Origin of the sequence: Sulfitobacter sp. AS92 (assembly GCF_038900015.1) — a bacterium.
Taxonomy (GTDB): Bacteria; Pseudomonadota; Alphaproteobacteria; order Rhodobacterales; family Rhodobacteraceae; genus Sulfitobacter.
The window spans coordinates 43,402-67,788 of sequence record NZ_JBBMQL010000015.1; the positions used below are offsets into that span (position 1 = coordinate 43,402).

Consider the following 24,387-nt stretch of genomic DNA (forward strand, 5'->3'; position numbering starts at 1 on the left):
AGGAGCGAAACATGACGGATCTTCCAACAACTGCGCGGGTTGTGATCATCGGGGGCGGCGTTGTGGGGGTGTCGACGCTGTTTCACCTCGCCCGCGCGGGTTGGACCGATTGCGTGCTCCTCGAGAAGAATGAATTGACCGCGGGCTCTACCTGGCATGCGGCGGGCAATTGCCCGAACTTTTCAAACTCTTGGGCGGTGATGAACATGCAGCGCTATGGACTTGAGATGTACCGCGGCTTGGGCGATGCGGTGGGCTACCCGATCAACTATCATGTGACGGGCGCTTTGCGGCTGGCCCATAGCCGCACGCGCATGCAAGAGTTTGAACATGTCGCTTCCATGGCCCGCGCACAAGGGCTGGGGATGGAGATGTGCACCCCTGCCGAGTTGAAAGAGCATAACCCTTTCATAGAGTTGCATGACCTTGCGGGCGGCCTGTGGGATCCGTTGGACGGTGACATCGACCCCGCGCAATTGACCCAAGCCCTTGCCAAGGGCGCACGGGAGGCAGGAGGGCAGATCCACCGGTTTACTCCTGCCACGGGGATTGATCGGGACGGCGATGAATGGATCGTAAAGACAGGGAAAGGCGATATTCGCTGCGAAAAGGTCGTCAACGCTGCGGGGTACTACGCGCAGCGGGTGGGCGAATGGTTCCGCCCGCATGGCGGTCGCCGGGTGCCCGCCGTGGTGATGAGCCATCAGTATTTCCTGACAGAAGAAATCCCAGAATTGGCCACTTGGACCGCTGAGAAAGGTCACAAGATGCCGATGGTTCGCGATGTCGACAGCTCGTACTACCTGCGGCAAGACAAAAACGGCCTGAACCTCGGCCCCTATGAGCGCAATTGCAAAGCGCATTGGGTCACACCCGATGATCCCATGCCCGAAGATTTCAGCTTTCAGCTTTACCCCGATGATCTGGACCGTTTGGAGTGGTATATCGAAGATGCCATGGCGCGAATGCCGCTTTTAGGCAGCAGCGGTGTCGGGCGGGTCATCAACGGGCCAATCCCCTATGCGCCTGATGGCTTGCCAATGCTTGGCCCGATGCCCGGCGTGCCGAATGCGTTCGAGGCGCATAGCTTCACTTTTGGCATCGCGCAGGGCGGCGGCGCAGGCAAGGTCATGGCCGAATGGATTATGCAAGGCGAGACAGAGTGGGACATGTGGGATGTCGACCCGCGCCGCTTTACCGCGCATGCCGATCACAGATTCACCCTCGCCAAGGCGCTTGAGACCTATGGCCATGAATATGCGATGCATTTCCTGCATCATGCTTGGCCCGCCGGGCGGAACCGCAAGCTGTCCCCGCTGCATGACCGTCTGCGCAAAGCGGGCGGGCAGATGGGTGCCTACAACGGGTGGGAGCGGGCGAATTGGTTTGCAGAGCCCGACGACGACACATCAGAGCAAGCCACCCAGACATGGGACCGCGGCGGCCCGTGGGCGACACGCGTCCGCGAGGAAGTCGCGGCGGTGCGCGATCATGTCGGCGTTTTGGACCTGCCGGGGTTCTCGCGGTTTGCCCTGTCGGGGGATGGGGCAGCGGATTGGCTGCTGGGCCAGATCGCTGGCGCGCTGCCCAAAGTCGGGCGGATGACGCTGGGCTATTTTCCCGACAGTCGCGGGCGTGTGCTAAGTGAAATGTCGATCCTGCGGCACGCAGAAGAAGAATTTACGCTGATCACCGCCGCTCCGGCGCAATGGCATGACTATGAACTGCTGCGAAATGCACTTCCTTCGAGGGGGGTGATCACTTTGGCGGATCGGACTGATGCGGTCTCGACACAGATCCTCTGTGGGCCGAAATCTCGTGCGGTTTTGACGCAGCTGGCGCCGGACGCCGACCTGTCCCTGCCTTGGCTCAGCCTTCAAGACGCTTCGGTTCATGGCAAGCCTGCACTGCTCGCGCGGGTCTGTTTTGCGGGAGAATTGGGCTGGGAGATTCATGCAGCCCCGACAGATATGCCCGCGATCTATGATGCGGTGATTACAGCGGGGGCCAAGCCCTTTGGGATGTTCGCCCTCAATTCCATGCGCCTTGAGAAGGGATATCGGACGTGGAAGGGCGATCTTTCGCAGGAGTACACCCTGCTGGAGGCGGGACTGGACCGATTTGTGAGGCTTGATAAGCCACAAGATTTTCCCGGCAAAGCAGCGCTGGTCGCAGAGCAGGCGGCGGGGTCAAAGCGTCGTTTCGTGACGCTGATCGTTGAGGGCAATGCGCAAGATGCGCCAGCGATGGCGACGCTGCGGCTGAAGGGAGAGGCCGTGGGCGAAGTGACCAGCGGCGGCTATGGCTACCGGGTCGATGGCTCCATCGCGCTAGGGATGGTGCAGGACCAGGCCGCCGCGGCGGGCACCGAGCTTATGGTTGAGATTTTTGGCCAGAGTTACCGCGCGGTAGTGCAGCCTGACGCACCGCTTTGGGACAGCCAAAACGCGCGCATTCGGGCGCAGGAGGTCTAAGATGGTGCAATTACCCCAAAAGGCCCGCGCGGTCATCATCGGCGGGGGCGTCATTGGTTGCTCGGTCGCTTATCACCTAACGAAACTCGGCTGGACCGATGTCGTTCTGTTGGAACGCAAGCAGCTGACCTCAGGCACCACATGGCATGCGGCAGGGTTAATAGCACAGCTTCGCGCGACACAGAATATGACGCGTTTGGCGAAGTATTCCCAAGAACTCTACGGCGCGCTGGAGGCAGAGACCGGTGTCGCCACGGGGTTCAAACGTGTCGGTTCGATCACGGCGGCCCTGACTGAGGAACGCAAAGAAGAGATCCTGCGCCAAGCGGCCATGGCCCGGGCCTTTGGCGTAGAGGTGGAGGAAATCACCCCGCAAGAGGTGCGTGAGAAATACCCGCATGTCGAGACCCAAGGCATGACCGGTGCCGTCTATTTGCCCAAAGACGGGCAGGGCGATCCGGCCAATATCGCCCTAGCGCTGGCCAAAGGTGCGCGGGCGCGTGGGGCCATCGTGGCCGAGCGGGTCAAGGCCACTGGGGTTGCCCGTGAGGGGCGGCGCATTGCTGCGGTAGATTGGGCCGGTGAAGACGGCAGCGCGGGGCGGATAGAGACAGAGCACGTCATTAACTGCGCGGGCATGTGGGGGCGTGAGGTGGGCGAGATGCTGGGCAGCAATGTGCCTCTGCAAGCCTGCGAGCATTTTTATATCGTCACCGAAGCAATACCCGGCCTGCGCGAACTGCCAGTGCTGCGGATCCCCGATGAATTTGCCTATTACAAAGAGGATGCGGGCAAAATACTGCTTGGCGCTTTCGAACCTGTGGCCAAACCTTGGGCGCTGAATGGTATTCCTGAGAGCTTTGAATTCGATCAACTGCCCGAGGATTTCGACCATTTCGAGCCGATCCTTGAGATGGCTGTCCAACGACTACCTTTGCTGGCTAACGCGGGGATACACACTTTCTTTAATGGTCCGGAAAGCTTTACCCCCGATGATGCCTATCACCTGGGCCAAACCCCTGAGATGGACAATGTCTGGGTCGCCGCTGGATTTAATTCTATCGGTATTCAATCGGCGGGCGGTGCGGGTATGGCGCTGGCGCAATGGATGGAGGACGGGGAGAAACCCTTTGATTTGGGTGATGTAGATATCGCGCGGATGCAGCCCTTTCAGGGCAACAAGACATATCTTGCCAAACGGTCGACCGAAACGCTGGGGCTGCTTTACGCCGATCACTTTCCCTATCGCCAGAAGGCCACCGCCCGGGGCATCCGGCGCAGTCCGATCCATGCGCATCTGCTGGAGTATGGTGCGGTGATGGGCGAATTTGCGGGCTGGGAGCGGGCGAATTGGTTCGCTGATGAGGGGCAGAAGCGGGAATACGACTATTCTTGGGGCCGCCAGAACTGGTTTGTAAATCAGGCCGCAGAACACGCTGCCATTCGAGAGGGCGTAGGGCTGTATGATATGTCGTCCTTCGGCAAGATCCGGGTCGAGGGGCCGGAGGCCGAAGCCTTCATGAACCATGTCTGCGGCGCACAGATGGCGGTGCCAGTGGGAAAGATTGTCTATACGCAATTCCTCAACCCTCGCGGCGGGATTGAAGCGGATATCACTGTGACCCGGTTGAGTGAAACTGCCTATCTAGTCGTGACCCCCGCAGCGACGCGTCTGGCCGATGAGACGTGGCTGCGCCGCCATGCGGGCGAGCGTCGGGTGGTTATTACCGATGTAACCGCGGGCGAGGCTGTGCTGGCGGTTATGGGTCCAAACGCGCGGCAGCTGTTACAGGCAATTTCGCCGAATGATTTCTCTAACGTGGTGCACCCCTTTGGTATGGCGCGCGAAATTGAGATTGGGATGGGTCTCGCTCGGGCGCACAGGGTTTCATACGTGGGCGAGCTTGGATGGGAAGTCTACGTCAGCACCGAAATGGCGGCGCATGTGTTTGAGGTTTTGATGGAAGCAGGCGCGGCGTTCGGGCTGAAACTCTGTGGTCTGCACGCGATGGACAGTTGCCGGATTGAAAAGGGCTTTCGTCACTTTGGCCATGACATCACCTGCGAGGATCATGTGCTAGAGGCTGGGTTAGGCTTTGCTGTTAAGACCGATAAGGCTGATTTCATTGGCCGCGACGCGGTGCTGCGCAAAAAAGAGGAGGGGCTGAAACTGCGGATGCTGCAATTCCGCTTAAAAGACCCTGAACCCTTGCTTTATCATGCCGAGCCGATCCTGCGCGATGGTCGTATCGCGGGCTATCTCAGCTCGGGCAACTATGGGCACCATCTGGGGGGGGCGATTGGCCTTGGCTATGTACCCTGCGAAGGGCAAAGCGTGGCTGATCTACTGGGCTCGACGTATAAGATCGACATCGCGGGCCGCCGCGTCAGGGCCGAGGCGAGCCTGAAACCGATGTATGATCCCGGCGGGGTCCGCAGCAAGGGGTAGGGCCAACCACCTATTCTTAAGAAAAGCCCGCACCCAACCCGTTGATCCAGTATCTTTTGATTTAGATCAAAGCAGCACGTTGAGCCTCATGCGATCCGTCTCCCAAAGATGAAGGGATTCGGGATATGTTCGATACGCTCAAGTTGATCGTGCTTGCGCTCATTGTGTTATTGGCGGCACTGGGCGCGGATTGGGCGCGCGATCCGGCTTATATGGTCCATGCCCTACTGATCATGTTCGTGGCGGCGGGGTTGTTTTTCTGGCAGCTGCGCCAAGTGCCGGTCGAGGATCGTCAGCCGGTGATTTCAACACGGCCAGAGGGCTATATGGATGGCCCCATCCGCTATGGTGTCATCGCCACGGCGTTCTGGGGTGTCGTTGGGTTTCTCGTGGGCACCTTCATCGCCTTTCAACTCGCCTTTCCCGCGCTGAACATCGAATGGGCCCAGCCCTATGCCAATTTTGGCCGTCTGCGCCCCCTGCACACCAGCGCGGTGATTTTCGCCTTTGGCGGCAATGCCTTGATCGCCACGTCTTTCTACATTGTGCAGCGCACCTCTTCGGCGCGGCTTTGGGGCGGGAACGCGGCTTGGTTCGTCTTTTGGGGGTACCAGCTGTTCATCGTTCTGGCCGCCACGGGCTATCTGTTGGGGGCCACGCAATCGAAAGAATATGCCGAGCCGGAATGGTACGTCGACATCTGGCTGACCATCGTTTGGCTGACCTACCTCGCTGTGTTTTTCGGCACGATCCTGAAGCGGCGCGAGCGGCATATCTATGTGGCGAACTGGTTCTTTCTGGCCTTCATCATCACCGTGGCGATGCTGCATGTGGTCAACAATCTGGCGATCCCGGTGTCGATCTGGGGTTCTAAATCGGTGCAGGTCTTTGCGGGCGTTCAGGATGCCATGACCCAGTGGTGGTACGGCCATAACGCCGTAGGGTTTTTCCTCACCGCCGGTTTTTTGGGGATGATGTATTACTTCGTACCGAAACAGGCGGGCCGCCCGGTCTATAGCTACAAACTGTCGATCATCCACTTCTGGGCGCTGATCTTTCTCTATATCTGGGCCGGGCCGCACCACCTGCATTACACCGCGCTGCCCGATTGGGCTGCAACGCTGGGCATGGTGTTTTCGATCATCCTGTGGATGCCCAGCTGGGGCGGTATGATCAACGGTCTGATGACCCTTGAGGGCGCGTGGGACAAGATCCGTACCGATCCGATCATCCGCATGTTCGTGGCCTCACTCGCCTTCTACGGCATGTCGACCTTTGAGGGGCCGATGATGTCGATCCGGGCGGTGAACTCGCTGAGCCACTACACAGACTGGACCATCGGCCATGTGCATTCCGGCGCGCTTGGCTGGAACGGGCTAATTACCTTCGGGGCGCTTTACTTCCTGACACCACGGCTCTGGGGGCGGGCGCAGATGCATTCGCTTGCGGCGATCAACCTGCACTTCTGGCTCGCGACTGTGGGCATCGTGCTCTACGCGGCGTCGATGTGGGTGTCGGGCATCATGGAAGGTCTGATGTGGCGCGAGGTGGATGCCAACGGCTTTTTGGTCAACAGCTTTGCCGACACCGTCGAAGCTAAATACTTAATGTATGTGGTCCGTGGTCTGGGCGGGGTTCTCTACCTCGCGGGCGGTCTCGTGATGGTCTGGAACATGTGGATGACCATCCGCGCCCCCGAAGCCCGCCCCATTTCCGTCGCCCTGCCAGCGGAGTAAGATCAATGGCCAAGAACCCCCAAAGCCCGAACTATGACCCAGCTGACGATCCCAAGGTGGTGACCGCCGGCGAAGGTCTAACGCACGGCGCAATCCCGAACGAGTTGCCGCCCGAGACGCAAACGATCACCTTTCACCAGCGGTTTGAGCGTAACGCGACCTTGCTGCTCATCGCCTCGCTTGGTGTTGTCAGCATCGGTGGGATCGTCGAAATCGCGCCGCTCTTTTGGCTGGAGAACACCATCGAAGAGGTCGAAGGGATGCGCCCCTATTCGCCGCTGGAACTCGCGGGGCGCGAAATCTACGTGCGCGAAGGGTGCTATGTCTGTCACAGCCAGATGATCCGCCCGATGCGCGACGAGACAGAGCGCTATGGCCATTACAGCCTTGCCGCGGAATCGATGTATGACCACCCGTTTCAATGGGGCTCCAAACGCACGGGCCCGGATCTGGCGCGGGTCGGGGGGCGCTATTCGGATGAGTGGCATGTCGATCACCTAAGGGATCCGCAGTCGGTCGTGCCGGAAAGTGTGATGCCGAAGTATGCCTTCTTGATGGATGCCAAGCTGGAAGGCGACGACGTGACCGATCTGGTGGCGACCCACCGCATGGTCGGCGTGCCTTACAACGATGAAATGATTGCCAGCGCCAGTGGGGATTTTCGCGTGCAGGTTGATCCTTTTGGCGATTACGACGGGCTGCTTGCACGCTACCCCGGCGCGCAAGTGCGCAACTTTGACGGCCAGCCTGGTGTCAGCGAGATGGACGCGCTGATCGCCTATTTGCAAATGCTCGGAACGCTGGTCGATTTCTCGACCTTCGTGCCCGACGCCAACCGCTAAGGAGCCTGCCATGGACACCTATTCTTTCCTGCGTGAACTGGCCGATAGCTGGGCGCTGCTGATCCTGACGCTGATCTTTCTGGGAGTCATCGGTTGGGCCTACCGTCCGGGGTCGCGCGCCCTGCATGACGACGCGGCAGATGTGCCTTTTCGGAACGAAGACCCCGATCAATCCCGCAACGACCATGCCCGCCATGACGGAGCTTGCAAATGACCGACAATCGCAAGATCGACCCCGAAACCGGGACCGAGACCACCGGACACAGTTGGGATGGTATCGAAGAGCTGAACACGCCCTTGCCGCGCTGGTGGCTTTGGACCTTTTACGCAACGATCGTTTGGGGTGTGATCTATACGATCCTTTATCCCGCATGGCCGATGGTTTCAGGCGCGACAGCGGGGCTTTTGGGCTATTCGACCCGGGGTGAGGTTGCCGCCGAAATTGCGCGCGTTGACCTGTCGAATGCCGATCTGACCGAAAGCCTCGTAAACGTCGATCTTGGGGTGCTGAAAGATAATGACGAGTTGCACCGCTTCGCCGTTCAGGCTGGGCGTTCGGTCTTTGCCGCCAACTGTTCGCAATGCCACGGTGCGGGGGCAGGGGGTGTGGTGGCTTCAGGCTATCCCAACCTCTTGGACGATGACTGGCTCTGGGGCGGCACGATGGAGGATATCGCCTATACCGTGCGCCACGGCATCCGGAATGAGGAAGACGACGACGCGCGTTTCTCAGAGATGCCGCCCTTCGACTGGATGGAAAACGCGGAGCTGGATGCCGTTGCGCATTTCGTGCGCAGTCTGTCGGGGCTTGATCATAATGAAGCGGCGGCACAGGCAGGTGCGGAAGTTTTCGCCGATAATTGCACCTCGTGCCACGGCGAGAAAGGCTTAGGAGACCGTGAGATCGGTGCCCCCAATCTTGCTGATGCGATCTGGCTGCGGGGCGGCAGCCATGGCGCGATCCTACGCCAACTTAATGCGCCGCGTATGGGGGTGATGCCGCCGTGGCAGGCGCGTTTAGGCGAAGCCGAAGTGCGCGCCGTGACCGCTTATGTCCACGGTTTGGGCGGCGGTGAGGCTGCTGTCGGTGATTTCGATGATATGCCCGCAGACTAACCCGGTTCAAAAGAGGATCGGCAGTTTGATGCAGATCAAAGCGGCCTGCATCCCAAGGGTGTAGGCCGGAAGACGTAACCCGGAGCCAACCGCCCATGTCAAACGCCGCCCCCCCGCTTTTCGCCGCGCGTGAGCCGATTTTCCCCCGCCGGGTCAGCGGTTTCTTTCGGCGGTTGAAATGGGTCATCCTGATCCTGACGCTGGGGGTCTATTATATCACCCCTTGGATACGCTGGGATCGCGGCCCGAACCTGCCAGACCAGGCCGTTCTAGTCGATCTAGCGGGCCGGCGTTTCCATTTCTTCTGGATCGAGATTTGGCCCCATGAATTCTATTTCGTGGCCGGTCTGTTGATCATGGCAGGGCTTGGGCTGTTTCTGTTCACCTCCGCCCTGGGCCGAGTTTGGTGTGGTTACGCCTGCCCACAAACCGTTTGGTCAGATCTCTTCATGACCGTCGAGCGCTGGATCGAGGGCGACCGCAACGCGCGCATCCGTCTGCACAACGCACCGTGGAGCCTGCGCAAGGCGCGGCTGCGTCTGACCAAATGGGTGGTCTGGCTGGTTATTGCGGTGGCGACGGGCGGCGCTTGGGTCTTTTACTTTGCCGATGCGCCCAGCTTGGCGCGTGACCTTGTGACCCTGCAGGCGGCACCCGTGGCCTATGCGACCATCGCAATTCTCACCGCCACGACATTCATCTTTGGCGGTTTCATGCGCGAACAGGTCTGCATCTACATGTGCCCTTGGCCGCGCATTCAAGGCGCGATGATGGACCCTGGCACGCTCACCGTTGGCTACCGCAAATGGCGTGGGGAGCCGCGGGGTAAGGGTGGGGTGAAGCGTCAGCAAGCCGCTGTCGAGGCGATCGGCAGCGGCGATGCCGTGGCGCGCTATGGTGCGGCGCTGGACAAAAACTCCGCCGGAGGCCGCCAGTCGCGCAGTGGCGAGGTATTGGGCGATTGCATCGACTGCAACGCCTGCGTTGCGGTCTGCCCCATGGGCATCGACATCCGCGAGGGCCAGCAGATGGAGTGTATTACCTGCGCTCTGTGTATTGATGCCTGCGACGATGTGATGGCCAAGATCGGACGTCCGCGTGGCTTGATTGACTACCTCGCGCTGGATGATGAGCCGCCGACCGCACCCCAGCAAAGCGCCGCCGTCGCGGGACTTGCAGAGGCGCCCGCGGGTGATGTTGCCGGGGCCACGCAGCCTCCGTGGCAGCCCAAACCGCTCTGGCAGCACATCTTTCGCCCCAGAACGATCTTTTACACCACGGCTTGGGCCGCCATCGGGGTGGCGCTTGTGGTTGCGCTATTCATCCGACCCGAGATCGACATGACCATCGCCCCGGTCCGCAACCCAACGTTTGTTACCCTGTCTGACGGATCAATCCGCAACGCCTATGACATCCGACTGCGCAACAAACATGGCGAGGCGCGGGATTTTCGATTGTCGCAGGTGGGGGATGCCGGTCTGCAACTGGCCCTAGAGGGCGCGTTGGACAGGGTGGTCGAAGTGCCCGCTGATACCAGCCGTCTACAACGTGTTTATGTGATCGCCCCCCCGCAGACCCACGCCGCCGGGCAGTCGCGCAGTGATCTGCGCCTCTGGGTCGAAGACATCACCTCGGGCGAGCGGGCGTATGGAAATACCATTTTCAATGGAAAGGAAGGTCTTGATGAACACGGTGCAGACTGAACGACCGCTAACCGGATGGCACGTCTTGGCGATGTTTGTCGGCGGTTTCACTATCATCATTTCGGTGAACATTGCTCTGGCGGTCAGCGCGGTGAAGACCTTTCCGGGCATGGAAACAGACTCCAGCTATGTCGCCTCGCAGAATTTTGACACGGACCGCGCAGCACAGGATGCATTGGGTTGGGCCGTGCAGACGGATTTGACTGAGACGGCCTTGCGGTTGGCGGTGCAGAAGGCGGGGGGCGCTGTGGTAAAGCCCCAGATCATTACGGCGACGTTGGGGCGCGCGACGACTGTCGCCGATGATATAACGCCTGAGTTCAAATGGGATGGCCGGGCGTGGACTGCTTTGGTGACTGCCGGGCCGGGGAACTGGAATTTGCGGATCGAAATGCACGCTGCTGATGGAACACTCTTTCGCCGCCGTATCCCTCTGAGGGTTGTGCGATGACCCTCGCCGCCTGTCCCGGCTGTGTTGCGGTGGCCCCCTCGGTCGACGCTGCGGCGAACAAAGCATCGGGCGGCGCGGCCGCTCTTCATCTTGCGCTGCCGCAGATCCGGTGCGCGGCTTGTATTGCCGGGGTGGAAGGGGTTTTGGCCAAATTACCTTCGGTTCAGTCAGCACGGGTAAACCTTGGGGCCAAGCGGGTTCGCATTGTTTTAGCGCATGGGTATGATGCAGACGGAGCGCTGAAGGCGCTCAATGATGCGGGCTTTGAGGCGCATGAGTTGGACGCCACGGCCCTGCGCCCAATGGGTGATGACACAGGCCGCCGCCTGCTGGCCCGGGCCGCCGTGGCAGGCTTTGCCATGATGAATGTGATGGCGGTATCTGTCGCGGTCTGGTCTGGGGCGGGCGATATCACGCGGGTGATGTTTCACTGGGTTTCTGCGGCTATCGCACTGCCCGCTTTGGCCTTTTCAGCGGTGCCGTTCTTTGCTTCGGCAGCCGTGGCGCTGCGGGCCGGGCGGATGAACATGGACGTGCCAATCGCGCTGGCGATTCTGCTGGCGGCTGCGACCTCACTTTATGAGACCTTCGCGGCAACCGGCGCGCATACGTGGTTCGACGCGGCGCTGTCGTTGACCTTTTTCCTATTGGTAGGGCGCTATCTTGAGCACCGCGCAAGGGCCACGGCGCGGTCCGCAGCGGCAGAGCTGACGGCACTGGAATTGCCACGCGCGACCCGTTTGACCCCGGTTGGCCGCGAAACCGTTGACGTGGCCACCTTGATGCCCGAAGACCGCATCGCTTTGGCCGTAGGTGCCCGCGCGCCGGTGGATGGCATCGCGCTTGGTGCCGCAATGGTCGACCGATCGGCCCTGACAGGGGAGGCGGAGCCCATCGTCTTGACGGCAGGCGACCCGGTCTGCGCGGGCGAGGTGATCTTGGGCTCTCCGCTTACCCTGCGCGTCGTGCGTCGGGCCGAAGACAGCACCCTGCGCCGTTTGGCGGCTTTGGTCGAAGTGGCCGAAACCGGCAAACACCGCTACAGCGGGATCGCGGATCGGGCCGCACGGCTATATGCGCCGGTGGTGCACGGGCTGGCGGCTGTGGCATTTGTCGTTTGGTGGGGGCTGACGGGGGATCTGCATCACGCGATTGCAGTGGCGACGGCGACGCTTATCATCACCTGCCCCTGCGCATTGGCGCTGGCTATTCCGGCGGTGACAGCGGCGATGACAGGGCGGCTGTTCCGCGATGGTGTGTTGCTGAAGTCCCCGACTGCGCTGGAGCGATTGGCCGAAATCGACACGGTTTTGTTCGACAAGACGGGCACGCTGACGGAAGGTGTGGCGCGGCTGCCCGAACTTGATGCAACGGCGGCTTCGGTGGCGCTTGGCCTTGCACGGGTGTCGGACCACCCGGCTTCGCGTGCATTGGCCGCCGCCCTTCACAATCACCGGCCCGCGGACTTGAGCGAGCTTCATGAAGTGCCGGGCGAGGGGGTCTTCGGCTTATGGAACGGGGCGCAGGTGTGGCTGGGCAGGGGGCAGGACGGGCCAGAACTTCACTTGCCCGACCGTTGCATTCCGCTGCCGCTTCTTGAAACCCCACGCCCGGGCGCCGCAGAGGTGGTCCAAGCGCTTCGTGGGCGGGGTCTAACTGTGGCTATGGTTACAGGCGACACAGACGCGCGCGCTGCTGCACTGGCCGCGACGCTGGGGATTGATAGAGTTCATGCCGGTGTCCGGCCTGAGGACAAAGCCGATCTGGTGCGCCAGATGGCGGACCGCGGCAAGCTGGTGTTGATGGTGGGCGACGGGCTGAATGATACAGCTGCCCTTGCAGGCGCGCATGCCTCTCTCGCGCCGGCCACGGCACTTGATGCGGCGCGGGTCGCCTCTGATGGGGTGATGCTGGGCGGCGATCTTTTGGCTATAGATGAGACTTTGCGACTGGCCCGCCGGGCGCGCAGCCGCATTCGTCAGAACTTGGCATTGGCCGCGGCCTATAACGCAGTGGCGATCCCTGTGGCCGTCATGGGCTATGCCACGCCGCTGATGGCGGCGGTGGTGATGTCGACCTCTTCCATCCTTGTGGTTCTGAATGCGGTGCGCCGATGAACATCCTGATTGTCTTGATACCTGTCTCTGTTTGCCTTGGCGCTGCAGGGCTTGCGGCCTGCCTGTGGACGTTGCGCCATGGTCAATACGATGATCTTGAAGGCGACGCTGCGCGCATTTTGTTGGAAAGTGATATGCCCGCTCAGGCGGAAGGTCATCAGTCAGAAATGGACAGGGATGCGTGGGAATAACGTTCGGGGCAGACCGCAATCCCCGCCGGGGATGCGCGGTCAACGAAGCCAATGCGACCCTCAGTCAGCAACCTGAGACGCCGCGCCCAGTGCAGTCATATCCTTGATCAGCACAGTCTGCGTGGTTTCTAGAACAATAATGTTATCTTTGCGCAGCCGTGTCAGTGTCCGGCTGACCGTCTCGATTGTAAGACCTAAAAAATCCGCAATATCGCCGCGGGTCATGGGCAGGGCGCAGGTTGTGTACTTGCCAATCGGCGTGCCTGTGCGTTCTGCCAGCGTGATCAGAAAGGACGCGACCTTTTCCAGCGCAGATTTTCGGGCAAGCATCATGAAATGATCCTGCATCGCAGAGATTTCGCGCAAGGCGGCGTCGAGAAGCCGTTTATGCGTCTCATGGCCGCCATCAAAGCTGTCGAGCGCATGGCGGCGATATGCGATCACCTCTGCCGTCTGGATAGCCTCGCAATTGCTGTGATGCAAAGTGCCGTTGGGAAAACCGATAATGTCACCGGGGAGGCCAAAAGCTATGACTTGACGCCGACCGTTGTCGAGCACGCGGGTGAGACGAAACACACCTGCGGTGATTTCATAGATATTGTTGGCGATATCGCCTTCGCGGAAAAGATGGGAGCCGATGGCCTGCTGTTTGCGCTGTGATCCGGCCTCGGGGCTGAGCGTGTATGGGCGCAGCTCCGGTGAATTTGTCGCGGGGGTAAACTCATTGGATAATGTTACATACATGGCGAACGTCCTTCTTGGGGCGCTGTCACATTCTCAGGCGGACGTCGCAGAAAGACCTGCGTCGATGTATCGCTTTGTATCGCTTTGTCGCAGGCAGCTGTGGCATGGGTGGTGCTTGTGGAGGTTGCGGACTATACAAAATTAACTTTTGTGGATGATGATCGTGGCCGCGAAGAAGATCCTTGTTGTAGACGATGATGCCAAAATCCGGACGCTCCTGAGGCGCTGCCTTGAGGGGGACGGGTATGCCGTGGCTGAGGCGCATAATGCGCAAAGCGTGCGCGCGGCATTCATGGCGGAACAGTTCGATCTGGTGACCTTGGATCTCAACCTTGGTGCGGAGGATGGGTTGGACATCGCACGCGCGCTTCAGCGCGATTACGATGTGCCGATTTTTATGGTCACGGGCAAGGACGACGTAATTGATCGCGTGGTCGGACTGGAGCTGGGTGCGGATGATTATCTGACCAAACCGTTCCACGTTCGAGAGGTCTTGGCCCGTGTCAAATCTGTCTTGCGCCGAAGCGGGAAACGCGAGGCGGATGCGCCTGCGCCGGTTCAAACCGACGCTTGGCTTGCGCTTGATGGTCTTAAAATCGATCTAGACCGAATGCTGCTGCTAGACCGTGATGGGCAGGATTGCGACTTTACGACCGCTGATTTCAAACTCTTGGCGGCGTTTTTGAAACACGCCAAGAAGCCGCTCTCGCGTGACCGGTTGATGGATTTGATTGATGGGCAAAATTGGGCACCCTTGGATCGTACGATCGACAATCAAGTGGCGCGTCTGCGCAAAAAGGTTGAGCGTGATCCGGCACGTCCGCTTTTGATCAAGACGGTGCGGGGGGTCGGCTATGTGCTGACCGAAAGCCCCACTCCTGTCGCGCATTAGTCTTGCAATAGGGCGCGGAACGCCTCAGCCAAATCCGCTTGCCTGTAGGGTTTGCGCAGTATTGCGAAAGCGTAATCTTCCTCCTCCCCCCGCAAAATGTTTTCGGAGAACCCTGAGGTGATCAATATCCGCAGATGTGGCATCTCTTGGGCGACCCGCGTGGCCAAGGCGTGACCCGAGAGGTCACCGGGCATCACCAAATCGGTAAAGACCACGTCAATATCGTCTCGCGACTTCAACGTTTCCCAAGCGGCATCGCCGGTTGTCGCTGTAACGCATTCAAAGCCTAAGGTTTTTAGCCGCGTTTCAGACAGCCGCAAAACCATCGGATCATCTTCGACCAAAAGCACACGCAGGCCAGCGCCGATCCCGTCGTGACGCTTAAGGTCAACGCCCGGTGCGGGGTTTTGCCGGGAAGTGTCTACGAGGACGGGGAAATATAAGCTGATCGTCGTTCCTTTGCCCAGTTCGCTGTAAATCGCGATATGGCCGCCGGATTGTTTGATAAACCCATAGACCATCGACAGGCCCAGTCCGGTCCCTTGACCAACGGGTTTGGTTGAGAAGAACGGCTCCATCGCGCGGGCGCGGGTTTCAGCAGACATGCCTTCGCCCGTATCGGCGATCGACAGACGAATGTAATTGCCCATGTCGATGCCAATTTCTTGCGCGACATAAGTGTCGTCCAATTGCATGTTCCGCGTCTCCAAGGTGATCTTTCCACCCGACGGCATGGCGTCTTGCGCGTTAAGCGCGATGTTCAAGACGGCAGTCTGAAGCTGGGTCGCGTCGACTTTGGCCTGCCACAGATCATCCGCAAAGGCCGTCTCGACCGCGATATGCGCGCCGATGGTCCGGTTCAACATCGCCACCGCCTTTGAGACTTCGGCATTTAGATCAATAACTTCGGCATTCAATGTGCTTTTGCGCGCAAAGACCATGAGCCGAGAGGTCAGGTCTGCGCCAACCTCAGCCGCTTCAAGAGCGTCCGAAATCAGCGCGCCACTTTTTGCAGCGGTCTCAGACATCTCTAAAAGCTCAAGGTTGCCAATCACAACGGTCAGCAGATTGTTGAAGTCATGGGCAATGCCACCGGTCATCTGGCCGATGGCGTCCATTCTTTGCGAGCGGGCGGTTGCCTCTTCGGCGGCCTTTCTGCGGGAGAGATCATGCATGATGCCGACGAAGGCGACCTCGCCAGAGATATCGGCGCGACCTACGGATAAATGCAGTGGGAAAACGCTGCCGTCTGCGCGGATGCCTTCAACATCGCGGCCCACGCCGATGATCCGCTTCTCGCCGGTTTCAAGGTGGTGGCGCAGGAACCCGTCGTGCTGCACGGCCATCGCATGGGGCATGAGCATACGCACGTTTTGGCCCACCAATATATCTGCGGAATGGCCGAAAAGCATCGCTGCTGCCTTGTTCACGCGCAGGATGTTGCCCGCGTGATCGGCCACAACCATCGCGTCAACGGCAGCATCCAAAAGGGCCAGCAGGACGGGGCTTTCATCATTGATCTTCATGCAAGGTTTCCGTCAGTGATGGGCGTAAAGAACAGCAAACGCGCACGGCCATATATGTGCAACCTATCCGATACCGCGAAACAGGGCAGGGCTTCAATGTGCACCGGGGGGCCTTAACCTCGCTGTTCCTTTCAGACCCTCGACGCGCCTACCATTGGATTGCTTCCAGATATTCGAGCAGATTGGCAAAATCGGTTTCCAACACCTCCCCGTCGGCGCCGCCATTCGGGTAGACGTGGCGCAGCCCCACGGCCGAAAAATTAGGCATGGGAGAACTGGGGTCGTCTTTTTCCAGTTGCCCCATGACAAAGCGGCTGACGAATTCCCGGGGGAAATACCCATCATTGCGTTGTTTCAGTCCGGCTAAATCTGGCGGCACAACATCCAAGTGCAGCGAGGCAGGACCAGCCCCTTCAGCCCGCGCACCATGGCAGGCGGCACATTCTTTGACATAGACACGCTGGCCTTCGCGTACCCTATCGGCATCCTCCGCCGGGCCGTCTGAACAGGCAGAGAGCAGGGCGCTAGAAAGTCCGATGAGGGCGATGAAGCGAAAGCGCATAACGGGGTATACCTTTGGATCAGAGGGAGTCGTTCGGGCGATTAGTGAGACAAAAGGACAGCGCATGTATCTTGTTCGATCAGCGTTCGCGTGGTGCCGCCAAAGACCATTTCACGCAAGCGGGAGTGGTCATAGGCGCCCATAACGATCAGGTCTGCCCCGGCTTCTTTGGCACGGTTCATGATGGCCACCCCAATTTCTTGCCCACCGCTTGAATATTGCTGAACCGCGACGCGGCATCCTTGATGGGACAGCCACGCCGCCACGTCTGTGCCGGGGTTCTCGCCGTCATCGGCAGATGTCGAGACCGGATCAAAGAGCGCCACAGTAACCTCTCGTGCCGCGCGCAATATTGGCAACGCGGCGCGGAGCGCCCGAGCGGCGGGAATACCCGCTTTCCACGCAACAAAGACTGACTGAGGAGACAGGGCGGCTTCGACATTTGTGGCATTCAGCACCACGGGCGCGGCAGAATCGAACAGGGCCGCGTGCATAATGTCGTCGAACAAGCGCTCGTCCTTGCGAAGATCGACCCCCATAACAAGTGCATCGCAAGTCAGCCCCGCCCGCGCCACTGCATTTCGAAGGCCCGAAACCTCGCCACAAACCGCGCGCACATCTGCGCTCGTGCCTTGGTCAGCAAGGTATTGAGACATCTTCTCACGCCGCACATCAAGGGCTTCGCGTGCCGCGTCCACATCCGCTTGCCAGCCTACTGGCAGAGAATAGGAACTCAGCTCTCCGATACCGATGGAATAGACCGGAACAGGGGGGACTTCGCTCAACAGCAAAACGATAAGATGTGCGCTATGGGCTTGTGCCACTTGGCTGATCGGTTCCAGTTGATTTGGCTGGGCATCGACCCCAAGAACGACGGTGAGTGTTAGATTCTGCATTGCGGCGCTCCTTGTGTGACCACGTGCAACATGACGTGGCCGCGGGGCAGCAGCATTGATCTGGATCAACTCTGGCGCGCAGGTCATCGCGCCGGTAGAGATGTTGTTTCGCTACAACCGTGTGCATGGCTCTGCCAAGATGGGTTCGACTCTACCTTGAGGGAAAATACCGAAGGTGTCGGTTGTGCTCGCCAATAGGACAGACGATATGATAGGTTTGCATCCTATGCACAGTGGCTAGATCGGCTAAGGTAGGACGAAAGCTGAGATATTTGCATTGGGCGGTAGCACTTTGCCATATGAGTACCGCGGAGCTCATGCCGTCGGCTCCGCCCGCAAATGCCGCCTCTTTGCGCCGGTTTAGAACCACGGTATAGGAATGCCGTCTAAGTTTTTTTGGACCGAATGGAGAGCAGGATGTCTACAGTCGAACGTTGTGCAGTCAACACCACCGGGTCTGGCGACGAGGCTATCGTATTTTTGCACGGTTACGGTTGTGACAGTGGCATGTGGCGCAAGGTAGCCCCCTTCTTTGAAAAGGATTCCCGTGTCGTTACCTATGATCTCATGGGGTACGGGAAGTCTGAGGCAACGCATTATGACATGGCCCGCTATGCCACATTGGATGGTCATGCGGATGACTTGATCGCGATATTGGATGAACTTCAATTGAAAGACGTCGTTGCCGTCGGCCATTCTGTAAGCGCGATGACAATCGGGCTGGCCGCCACACGTCGCCCGGATTTGATAGGGAAACTGGTGATGATTTGCCCGTCACCCAGTTATGCCAACGATAACTCCTATGTCGGCGGCTTCGAGCAGCGCGATCTTGTTGGGCTGCTGAATGTTCTCGATGTAAATTATCTGGGGTGGGCGCATGAGATGGCGCCGCAGATTATGGGGGCAGCAGACCGTCCAGAACTCGGCCAGGAATTAACAGATAGCTTTTGCCAAACGGATCCGGATATCGCGAAACACTTTGCAAGGGTTACGTTTCTCAGCGACCATCGTAACGACGTGAAGGCAATTGCTCAGCCTACCTTGGTTTTGCAATGCAAAGACGATATTCTGGTGCCACCCTCTGTCTGGACTTGGTTGACAGAAAATATGCAGGATGTGGAGTTGACTGTGCTGGACGCAACGGGTCACTGCCCACACATGAGCTATCCAGAAGAGACGATAAAGGTGCTTGCTGACTTTGTGCGGCCGCGCATCAATATATGAGCGATAGTTCCGAATGCCTAACGGATTTTGACCAATGGCCCTGCGGTCTCGCGGTCATGGACGCGTCGGGTCAACTTGAAAAAACGAATGCTTTCCTACGGCAGTGGCTGGGGATGGATGCTGCTGAGCAGGGCGCTGACGTTCGCTTCGTGGATATTCTGTCGCGGGCGGGTCGCATTTATTTCGAAACGCATCTGCGCCCACTTCTGCTTGTGAACGGTCACTTTTCAGAAGTATCTCTTGAACTTGAACGCCCTGACGGCACGCGCGTGGCTGTTTTCATGAATGGGCGTGCTACACTGTCAAAGGGCCGCATGGTGAGTGCCCATTTCAGCATGTTCCGCAATGAGCAACGCCAAGCGTTTGAACACGAACTGGTGGCAAAGCGGCGCGAAAGTGAAGCATTCAAAGTGCTCGTCGGGTCGTCACCCTATGCCATCATGTCGGTGAGCATGGACCGGACTATTCGCGCATGGAATCCTGCTGCCGAGCAGTTGTTTGGCTACGCCGAAGCAGAAGTCATCGGACAGAAATTTGACGAGATTTTAGTGCCGCCAGGTGATCGGAAAAGTCTCGGGGAGGATTTGCAGCGCATTACCTCTGGCGAGACTGTGAGAAGTGAGACGGAGAGGCTCCATAAGAATGGTCACCGGGTGCAGGTGGAGCGAAGCATTGCAGCCATTCATGATGTGACCCAAGAGTATAGTGGCTTTGTCGCAACCTACAGCGACATCAGTGCCCGCAAGGCATCTGAGGCTCATATTCAAATCCTATTGCAAGAAGTTAATCACCGATCCAAGAACCTGATTGCGGTCGTGCAAGTTATCGCCCGGCAGACAGCGCGGATGTACGAAGGATCAGAGTTTTTTTCAGCGTTTAGCAAGCGTTTGGCCAGTTTGACGTCAAATCAAGATACCCTGCTCAATAGCCGGGGAAACCATGCTGATTTAGAAACGCTGGCCCGGTCCCAATTCGCACATCTAGTTACCCCCGAAGACCCTCGTATAACGGTAAGTGGTCCGACTGTTCAGATGAACGAGGCGACATCACAAGCTATTGGTATGGCACTTTTTGAGTTGGCAACAAACGCTGCGAAATATGGCGGGTTATCGAAGGATACCGGCGCGGTCACTCTGTCTTGGGTGGTTGCGCAAGAACCGGACCCGAAACTCGAAATTTCTTGGGTTGAATCAGGTGGTCCGTCTGTTTCTGCACCGGAAAGAATGGGCTTTGGTTCTCAAGTGACCGGTCCTATTCTCCAAGGAATTACGTCAGGGGAAACAAAGCGTGAATTCCACCCAGACGGATTTCGCTGGTTTTTCAGTGCACCTCTCGCAAAGATGACAGAGTAGAAGGTTCTGAGTAGGTTCATAAACTTCAACATGATAGTCCTTCTCGGTTCCAAGCCCCATCCAGCCAAGCGGGGCTTTGTCGTTTAGAACCATCTCAATTCGCGCGCCTTGGTGTAATTGGCGCAGTCGGTTGGGCAGAGAAGTCGTCAAGCTAAGCCGAGATTAGGCATTATCATCGGTATCTGCCCATCTGGGCGGATTGCACAATACTACATAATTTCAGGAGTATAGTGGCGGAGAGACAGGGATTCGAACCCTGGGAACCCGTGAAGGCTCAACGGTTTTCGAGACCGCCCCGTTCGACCACTCCGGCACCTCTCCGCGGGGGTCTGGGTGGCCCGTTTAGTCGTGTTTTCAAGCAGTGGCAAGAGGGGTTTTGCGCATCAAGGGAAAGTTAGGGGTTTTTCATTGCGCCGGGGCTGGGAAGGCCTAAGTTCAAAGGGAGAATTCTTCGAAAGGACAGCCCATGTTCCGTAAAAATCGTTCAATCGCTGCTCCGTTGTTTATGGCATTCGTCGTGTTGGTTGCCCTTGCCATCCCGCTGCGCGCAGCTGAGCGCGGGGCGTTGGAGCGCTTTTTGCAGGTGACCGGCTTTGACGTCGCATTGGACAGCATTCGGCTTTCCGCCGATTCCGCCCCTGAAATGCTGGGGCTGCAGACCGAGGACTTCGGTTCGGAATGGTCTCGTTTGGTGCAGGACGTGTTTGATACCGACCTGATGCACGATATGGCCACGGATATTCTGGCCGAAACATTAAGCGACGATCAACTGGACCACGCGGCTGATTTTTATGCCAGCGATCTTGGCAAGCGTTTGGTCGAAGTCGAGAATAAAGCGCATATGACCGAGGATGACGGATTAAAGGCTGAAAGCGGTGCCGCGATTATCGCAGGGCTCGCAGGGATCGAGTCCCCGCGGTTGGAGACTCTGCGGCGCCTCAATGTGGCGAGCGATGTCGAAGAAATCTCGGTCCGGGCCATACAGGAGGTACAGATACGGTTCCTTCTTGCAGCTGCCGGGGCCGGGGTCATCGAGCTGCAGATGGAAGAGCCGGATCTGCGTGAGGCGATGCGCGCGCAGGCAGGTGAATTGGGCGCCCAAATTGCCGAAAATGCGCTGGCCAATGCCGCCTATACCTACCAATCCTTTTCGGATGATGACCTTGAAGCCTATGCCGAAGCGCTGGAGCATCCGAAAATGCAGCAGGTCTATACGCTGATGAATGCCGTTCAATACGAGATCATGGCCAATCGTTTTGAGGCTGTGGCCGCCCGTTTGGCCGCCATGCAGCCCAGTCAGGATCTTTAATGCGCGCGTGGATCTTCGCGCCCGTTTTGTGGCTGTTGACGTTGCCCGCTTGGGCAGATGCGCGAATGACCGTGCTTGTCGATCTGTTGGAGCTTCGGCAAGCGGCGGCGATCCTTAGTGACGAGGGGCGCGCCCATGCGGATGCGTTGAACCAAGACATGTTGGGCGGGCAGGGCGGTCCGGGCTGGCAGATGCAGGTCGATAGCATCCACGATGCAGACCGGATGGTCGAGATGGTCCGCCGCGCCCTCGAAGAAACGATGCAGCCTGCCGAGGTGGAAAGCGCGATCGCCTTTTACGCATCAGACTTGGGCGGTCGGATCATCGCTCTTGAGAATGCCGCCCGCGCTGCCATCTCCGAACGTGAAGTCGAGCAGATCGCCCGGGCCAACTACGGCGTGCTGGCGGGCGATGGTGATCCCCGAATTGCGCTGGTTGGCCGATTGATCGATGCAGCCGACATGGTCGACCGTAATGTGAGCACGGCCTTGAACAGCAATTACCAGTTCCTGCGCGGAATGCGCGATGGTGGCGCTTTGGAGGACAGCGATGAAGAGCTGTTGGCCGATATCGGCACCGATCTGGACGCGGTGACCGAAGATACCTCTGTCTGGGTGTACGCCTATATGTTGCTGGCCTATTATCCACTGGATGACGCCGAGGTCGCGCGTTATGCCACCTTTGCCGAAACAGATGCGGGACGCGCGTTGAACCGCGCGTTGTTCGATGGGTTTGGCCGAGCATATGAAGATACTTCCTATGCGTTGGGCCGGGCAGTGGCGTTAAATATGGTGGCCGAAGACCTTTGACAGTCGTCTCGCCGCCGAGCCCGAAAACCTGCTTGACTTAAGCCCCCATTCCGAAGATAAGCCCGCATCCCGGCGGGTAATCCGTCTTAGGGATTGATTTTTAATGACGCCCCATGGGCGCGCTGTTCGAGGCGGATTGGCTGGAAGGCCATTCCACAACACCCACCGGGGGCCACAGAACGCGGATGACAGAAAAGGAAGACGCATGTTTGCGGTCATCAAGACAGGCGGCAAGCAATACAAAGTACAATCCGGCGATATGCTGCGGGTTGAACGTATTGCGGCCAATGCTGGCGAAACAGTCCAGTTTAACGAAGTGCTGATGCTGGGCGGCGATAGCCCCGTGCTCGGCGCGCCTATGGTTAAAGATGCAGGCGTTCAGGCCGAAGTCGTTGACCAGATCAAAGGCGAAAAGGTTATCAACTTCGTCAAGCGTCGCCGGAAGCACTCTTCCAAGCGTACCAAAGGTCATCGTCAGAAACTGACCTTGATCAAGATCACCGACATCCTGTCCTCGGGCGCGGATAAGTCGGGCGTTGCTGCTGCCATCGGCACCGGCTCCGTAAGCGCTGCTGCTGTTGCTGCGATCACCGGCAAGTCCGATGACGCTGCAAAGCCAGCCAAGAACAAGAAGGCTGCCGCACCTAAGGCGAAAGCCGAAAAAGCCGCGCCGAAGGCCAAGAAAGCCGACGCGGGTTCCGACGACCTGAAAGAGCTGAGCGGCGTTGGCCCGGCACTTGAGAAGAAGCTGCACGAAGCGGGTATCACCTCCTTCGCTCAGATCGCAGCATGGACCGAAGCGGATATCGCTGAAGTTGACGAGAAACTGTCTTTCAAAGGCCGTATCCAGCGTGAAGGCTGGGTCGATCAGGCCAATGAAAAGACCAAAGGCTAAGGAGAGACCGAGATGGCACATAAAAAAGCAGGCGGTTCATCCCGTAACGGGCGCGACTCAGCTGGTCGTCGCCTTGGCGTTAAGAAATATGGCGGCGAAGCCGTTATCCCTGGCAACATCATCGTGCGTCAGCGCGGCACCAAGTTTTGGCCAGCGAACGGCGTTGGCATGGGCAAAGATCACACGATCTTCGCAACCGTCGATGGCGCAGTGACCTTCCACAAGGGTCTGAAAAACCGCACGTTTATTTCGGTTCTGCCACGCGCGGAGGCCGCTGAATAAGCCGTACCCCAAAGGGTTTGAAAAAATCAGGGATCGGCGATACCGCCGGTCCCTTTTCTTATGTCGGGAAGCTTCCCATGTTTTTATTATCAGTTAATGGGCCTTTCACGCCCGAACGCTGTAAAGCGCTCAGCGGGGCAAAAAAGCGTAGATTTGGCGAAAACGTTACATTCGGTTGGGAGGAATATACCGGATTTAACTTAGCCACGTTGTTCGGGGGCTCGGCCGCCCATTTAGGCCATACCCCGATTTTTAGTCTGTTCGGAGGAGGAACATGACGATGCAGATGGATTCCATAGTTAACCAACCCTTGATTGAAACCGATCGATTTGACCTGCGCCCTGTGCGCCGCTCGGATATGGGCCTGATTGAGATGTATGCCAGCGACCCCCGTGTGGCCAAATCGACATCCTCGATCCCGCATCCGCTGCCGCCCGGCAGCGTCGAGGCATATATCACCCGGGCCATGGCAGATGATAGGGAAGAATCCGTCTGGGTCATGGATGGTACGCGCGAGGAAAGCTCTGAAGTCATGGGGGTAATTTCCCTGACCCGGCTTGATCGCAACCAGTCCGAAGTCGGCTATTGGGTCGCTCCCGCTTTTTGGAACACCCATCTCGCCTCTGACGCAGTGCAGGCGCTGGTCGATGCCAATCCTCTGGGCAATGACGCGCTTTTTGCCTCTGTTTTCCACGATAACCCGGCCTCGGCCAAGGTGCTGACCAACGCCGGATTTGTCTATCTCGGCGACGCGGAAATCTATTGCTTGGCCCGCGATGCTGCCGTACCCACATGGACCTATAGCCGCAAGCTATAG

The 24,387-nt window shown here is 58.6% G+C and carries 22 protein-coding genes and 1 tRNA gene; 18 read left to right on the top strand and 5 right to left on the bottom strand.

Annotation, left to right across the window (positions count from 1 at the left end; all coding sequences use genetic code 11):
* Nucleotides 1-11: 11 nt before the first annotated feature.
* The 10 genes from WNY61_RS17840 to ccoS all read left to right on the top strand — a co-directional run bounded on the left by WNY61_RS17840 (nt 12) and on the right by ccoS (nt 13,079).
* The gene (locus WNY61_RS17840; RefSeq protein WP_342852789.1) at nt 12-2,474 is read left to right on the top strand and encodes an FAD-dependent oxidoreductase; all 2,463 of its coding nucleotides are present in this window, start codon (nt 12-14) and stop codon (nt 2,472-2,474) included.
* 1 nt (nt 2,475) lies between these two features.
* A complete protein-coding gene (locus WNY61_RS17845; RefSeq protein WP_342852791.1) occupies nt 2,476-4,923 on the top strand; it encodes an FAD-dependent oxidoreductase in 2,448 nt (815 codons plus the stop codon).
* 125 nt (nt 4,924-5,048) lie between these two features.
* Complete coding sequence (gene ccoN, locus WNY61_RS17850) at nt 5,049-6,659, top strand: cytochrome-c oxidase, cbb3-type subunit I (protein ID WP_342852792.1); 1,611 nt, start codon at nt 5,049-5,051, stop codon at nt 6,657-6,659.
* 5 nt (nt 6,660-6,664) lie between these two features.
* The gene (gene ccoO / locus WNY61_RS17855) at nt 6,665-7,501 is read left to right on the top strand and encodes a cytochrome-c oxidase, cbb3-type subunit II (RefSeq protein WP_342852793.1); all 837 of its coding nucleotides are present in this window, start codon (nt 6,665-6,667) and stop codon (nt 7,499-7,501) included.
* Between the two features lie 10 nt (nt 7,502-7,511).
* The gene (locus tag WNY61_RS17860) at nt 7,512-7,715 is read left to right on the top strand and encodes a cbb3-type cytochrome c oxidase subunit 3 (protein ID WP_342852794.1); all 204 of its coding nucleotides are present in this window, start codon (nt 7,512-7,514) and stop codon (nt 7,713-7,715) included.
* Nucleotides 7,712-8,617 carry a cytochrome-c oxidase, cbb3-type subunit III gene (gene ccoP / locus WNY61_RS17865; protein WP_342852795.1) on the top strand — a complete coding sequence of 302 codons (906 nt, stop codon included), beginning with the start codon at nt 7,712-7,714 and terminating at the stop codon, nt 8,615-8,617. The genes WNY61_RS17860 and ccoP overlap by 4 nt, the downstream gene beginning before the upstream one ends.
* Nucleotides 8,618-8,712: 95 nt before the next feature.
* Entirely contained in the window at nt 8,713-10,320 is a 1,608-nt protein-coding gene (gene ccoG / locus WNY61_RS17870; RefSeq protein WP_342852796.1) for a cytochrome c oxidase accessory protein CcoG, read from the top strand.
* Nucleotides 10,301-10,771 carry a FixH family protein gene (locus tag WNY61_RS17875; RefSeq protein WP_342852797.1) on the top strand — a complete coding sequence of 157 codons (471 nt, stop codon included), beginning with the start codon at nt 10,301-10,303 and terminating at the stop codon, nt 10,769-10,771. Before ccoG ends, WNY61_RS17875 begins: the two co-directional genes overlap by 20 nt.
* On the top strand, nt 10,768-12,888 hold the full coding sequence (locus tag WNY61_RS17880; RefSeq protein WP_342852798.1) for a heavy metal translocating P-type ATPase: 2,121 nt from the start codon (nt 10,768-10,770) through the stop codon (nt 12,886-12,888). Before WNY61_RS17875 ends, WNY61_RS17880 begins: the two co-directional genes overlap by 4 nt.
* On the top strand, nt 12,885-13,079 hold the full coding sequence (gene ccoS / locus WNY61_RS17885; RefSeq protein ID WP_342852800.1) for a cbb3-type cytochrome oxidase assembly protein CcoS: 195 nt from the start codon (nt 12,885-12,887) through the stop codon (nt 13,077-13,079). Before WNY61_RS17880 ends, ccoS begins: the two co-directional genes overlap by 4 nt.
* Nucleotides 13,080-13,139: 60 nt before the next feature.
* Here ccoS and WNY61_RS17890 read toward each other — a convergent pair whose 3' ends face one another.
* Nucleotides 13,140-13,823: a helix-turn-helix domain-containing protein gene (locus tag WNY61_RS17890; protein WP_342852801.1), complete on the bottom strand. Its 684-nt coding sequence runs from the start codon at nt 13,821-13,823 to the stop codon at nt 13,140-13,142.
* Between the two features lie 157 nt (nt 13,824-13,980).
* On the opposite strand from WNY61_RS17890, the gene WNY61_RS17895 reads away from it, so the two are divergent.
* The gene (locus tag WNY61_RS17895) at nt 13,981-14,715 is read left to right on the top strand and encodes a response regulator (RefSeq protein ID WP_342852823.1); all 735 of its coding nucleotides are present in this window, start codon (nt 13,981-13,983) and stop codon (nt 14,713-14,715) included.
* On the opposite strand, the gene WNY61_RS17900 is transcribed toward WNY61_RS17895, so the two are convergent.
* The 3 genes from WNY61_RS17900 to WNY61_RS17910 all read right to left on the bottom strand — a co-directional run bounded on the left by WNY61_RS17900 (nt 14,712) and on the right by WNY61_RS17910 (nt 17,699).
* A complete protein-coding gene (locus WNY61_RS17900; protein WP_342852803.1) occupies nt 14,712-16,241 on the bottom strand; it encodes a PAS domain S-box protein in 1,530 nt (509 codons plus the stop codon). The genes WNY61_RS17895 and WNY61_RS17900 overlap by 4 nt on opposite strands.
* 148 nt (nt 16,242-16,389) lie before the next feature.
* Nucleotides 16,390-16,803 (bottom strand): cytochrome c, encoded by a 414-nt coding sequence (locus WNY61_RS17905; protein ID WP_342852804.1) that lies wholly within the window; start codon nt 16,801-16,803, stop codon nt 16,390-16,392.
* 41 nt (nt 16,804-16,844) lie between these two features.
* Complete coding sequence (locus WNY61_RS17910; protein WP_342852806.1) at nt 16,845-17,699, bottom strand: universal stress protein; 855 nt, start codon at nt 17,697-17,699, stop codon at nt 16,845-16,847.
* Between the two features lie 417 nt (nt 17,700-18,116).
* Between WNY61_RS17910 and WNY61_RS17915 the strand changes: the two genes are divergently transcribed.
* Both WNY61_RS17915 and WNY61_RS17920 read left to right on the top strand, forming a co-directional pair.
* Nucleotides 18,117-18,923, top strand: a complete 807-nt coding sequence (locus tag WNY61_RS17915) for an alpha/beta hydrolase (RefSeq protein ID WP_342852807.1) — start codon at nt 18,117-18,119, stop codon at nt 18,921-18,923.
* The gene (locus tag WNY61_RS17920) at nt 18,920-20,275 is read left to right on the top strand and encodes a PAS domain S-box protein (protein ID WP_342852808.1); all 1,356 of its coding nucleotides are present in this window, start codon (nt 18,920-18,922) and stop codon (nt 20,273-20,275) included. Before WNY61_RS17915 ends, WNY61_RS17920 begins: the two co-directional genes overlap by 4 nt.
* Nucleotides 20,276-20,506: 231 nt before the next feature.
* Here WNY61_RS17920 and WNY61_RS17925 read toward each other — a convergent pair.
* Nucleotides 20,507-20,596: transfer RNA gene (locus tag WNY61_RS17925), tRNA-Ser, on the bottom strand.
* 145 nt (nt 20,597-20,741) lie between these two features.
* On the opposite strand from WNY61_RS17925, the gene WNY61_RS17930 reads away from it, so the two are divergent.
* The 5 genes from WNY61_RS17930 to WNY61_RS17950 all read left to right on the top strand — a co-directional run bounded on the left by WNY61_RS17930 (nt 20,742) and on the right by WNY61_RS17950 (nt 24,387).
* Complete coding sequence (locus WNY61_RS17930) at nt 20,742-21,584, top strand: DUF2059 domain-containing protein (protein ID WP_342852809.1); 843 nt, start codon at nt 20,742-20,744, stop codon at nt 21,582-21,584.
* Nucleotides 21,584-22,393 carry a DUF2059 domain-containing protein gene (locus WNY61_RS17935; RefSeq protein WP_342852810.1) on the top strand — a complete coding sequence of 270 codons (810 nt, stop codon included), beginning with the start codon at nt 21,584-21,586 and terminating at the stop codon, nt 22,391-22,393. The genes WNY61_RS17930 and WNY61_RS17935 overlap by 1 nt, the downstream gene beginning before the upstream one ends.
* Nucleotides 22,394-22,598: 205 nt before the next feature.
* The gene (locus tag WNY61_RS17940) at nt 22,599-23,288 is read left to right on the top strand and encodes a 50S ribosomal protein L21 (RefSeq protein ID WP_342852811.1); all 690 of its coding nucleotides are present in this window, start codon (nt 22,599-22,601) and stop codon (nt 23,286-23,288) included.
* A gap of 12 nt (nt 23,289-23,300) precedes the next feature.
* Nucleotides 23,301-23,570 (top strand): 50S ribosomal protein L27, encoded by a 270-nt coding sequence (gene rpmA / locus WNY61_RS17945; RefSeq protein WP_007119633.1) that lies wholly within the window; start codon nt 23,301-23,303, stop codon nt 23,568-23,570.
* A gap of 280 nt (nt 23,571-23,850) precedes the next feature.
* Nucleotides 23,851-24,387 (top strand): GNAT family N-acetyltransferase, encoded by a 537-nt coding sequence (locus WNY61_RS17950; RefSeq protein WP_342852824.1) that lies wholly within the window; start codon nt 23,851-23,853, stop codon nt 24,385-24,387.

Bases quoted from the DNA above. Each gene is read 5' to 3' on its own strand.
- WNY61_RS17840 (WP_342852789.1), top strand. From the start codon at position 12: ATGACGGATCTTCCAACAACTGCGCGGGTTGTGATCATCGGGGGCGGC.
- WNY61_RS17845 (WP_342852791.1), top strand. From the start codon at position 2,476: ATGGTGCAATTACCCCAAAAGGCCCGCGCGGTCATCATCGGCGGGGGC.
- ccoN (WP_342852792.1), top strand. From the start codon at position 5,049: ATGTTCGATACGCTCAAGTTGATCGTGCTTGCGCTCATTGTGTTATTG.
- ccoO (WP_342852793.1), top strand. From the start codon at position 6,665: ATGGCCAAGAACCCCCAAAGCCCGAACTATGACCCAGCTGACGATCCC.
- WNY61_RS17860 (WP_342852794.1), top strand. From the start codon at position 7,512: ATGGACACCTATTCTTTCCTGCGTGAACTGGCCGATAGCTGGGCGCTG.
- ccoP (WP_342852795.1), top strand. From the start codon at position 7,712: ATGACCGACAATCGCAAGATCGACCCCGAAACCGGGACCGAGACCACC.
- ccoG (WP_342852796.1), top strand. From the start codon at position 8,713: ATGTCAAACGCCGCCCCCCCGCTTTTCGCCGCGCGTGAGCCGATTTTC.
- WNY61_RS17875 (WP_342852797.1), top strand. From the start codon at position 10,301: ATGAACACGGTGCAGACTGAACGACCGCTAACCGGATGGCACGTCTTG.
- WNY61_RS17880 (WP_342852798.1), top strand. From the start codon at position 10,768: ATGACCCTCGCCGCCTGTCCCGGCTGTGTTGCGGTGGCCCCCTCGGTC.
- ccoS (WP_342852800.1), top strand. From the start codon at position 12,885: ATGAACATCCTGATTGTCTTGATACCTGTCTCTGTTTGCCTTGGCGCT.
- WNY61_RS17890 (WP_342852801.1), bottom strand. From the start codon at position 13,823: ATGTATGTAACATTATCCAATGAGTTTACCCCCGCGACAAATTCACCG.
- WNY61_RS17895 (WP_342852823.1), top strand. From the start codon at position 13,981: ATGATCGTGGCCGCGAAGAAGATCCTTGTTGTAGACGATGATGCCAAA.
- WNY61_RS17900 (WP_342852803.1), bottom strand. From the start codon at position 16,241: ATGAAGATCAATGATGAAAGCCCCGTCCTGCTGGCCCTTTTGGATGCT.
- WNY61_RS17905 (WP_342852804.1), bottom strand. From the start codon at position 16,803: ATGCGCTTTCGCTTCATCGCCCTCATCGGACTTTCTAGCGCCCTGCTC.
- WNY61_RS17910 (WP_342852806.1), bottom strand. From the start codon at position 17,699: ATGCAGAATCTAACACTCACCGTCGTTCTTGGGGTCGATGCCCAGCCA.
- WNY61_RS17915 (WP_342852807.1), top strand. From the start codon at position 18,117: ATGTCTACAGTCGAACGTTGTGCAGTCAACACCACCGGGTCTGGCGAC.
- WNY61_RS17920 (WP_342852808.1), top strand. From the start codon at position 18,920: ATGAGCGATAGTTCCGAATGCCTAACGGATTTTGACCAATGGCCCTGC.
- WNY61_RS17930 (WP_342852809.1), top strand. From the start codon at position 20,742: ATGTTCCGTAAAAATCGTTCAATCGCTGCTCCGTTGTTTATGGCATTC.
- WNY61_RS17935 (WP_342852810.1), top strand. From the start codon at position 21,584: ATGCGCGCGTGGATCTTCGCGCCCGTTTTGTGGCTGTTGACGTTGCCC.
- WNY61_RS17940 (WP_342852811.1), top strand. From the start codon at position 22,599: ATGTTTGCGGTCATCAAGACAGGCGGCAAGCAATACAAAGTACAATCC.
- rpmA (WP_007119633.1), top strand. From the start codon at position 23,301: ATGGCACATAAAAAAGCAGGCGGTTCATCCCGTAACGGGCGCGACTCA.
- WNY61_RS17950 (WP_342852824.1), top strand. From the start codon at position 23,851: ATGCAGATGGATTCCATAGTTAACCAACCCTTGATTGAAACCGATCGA.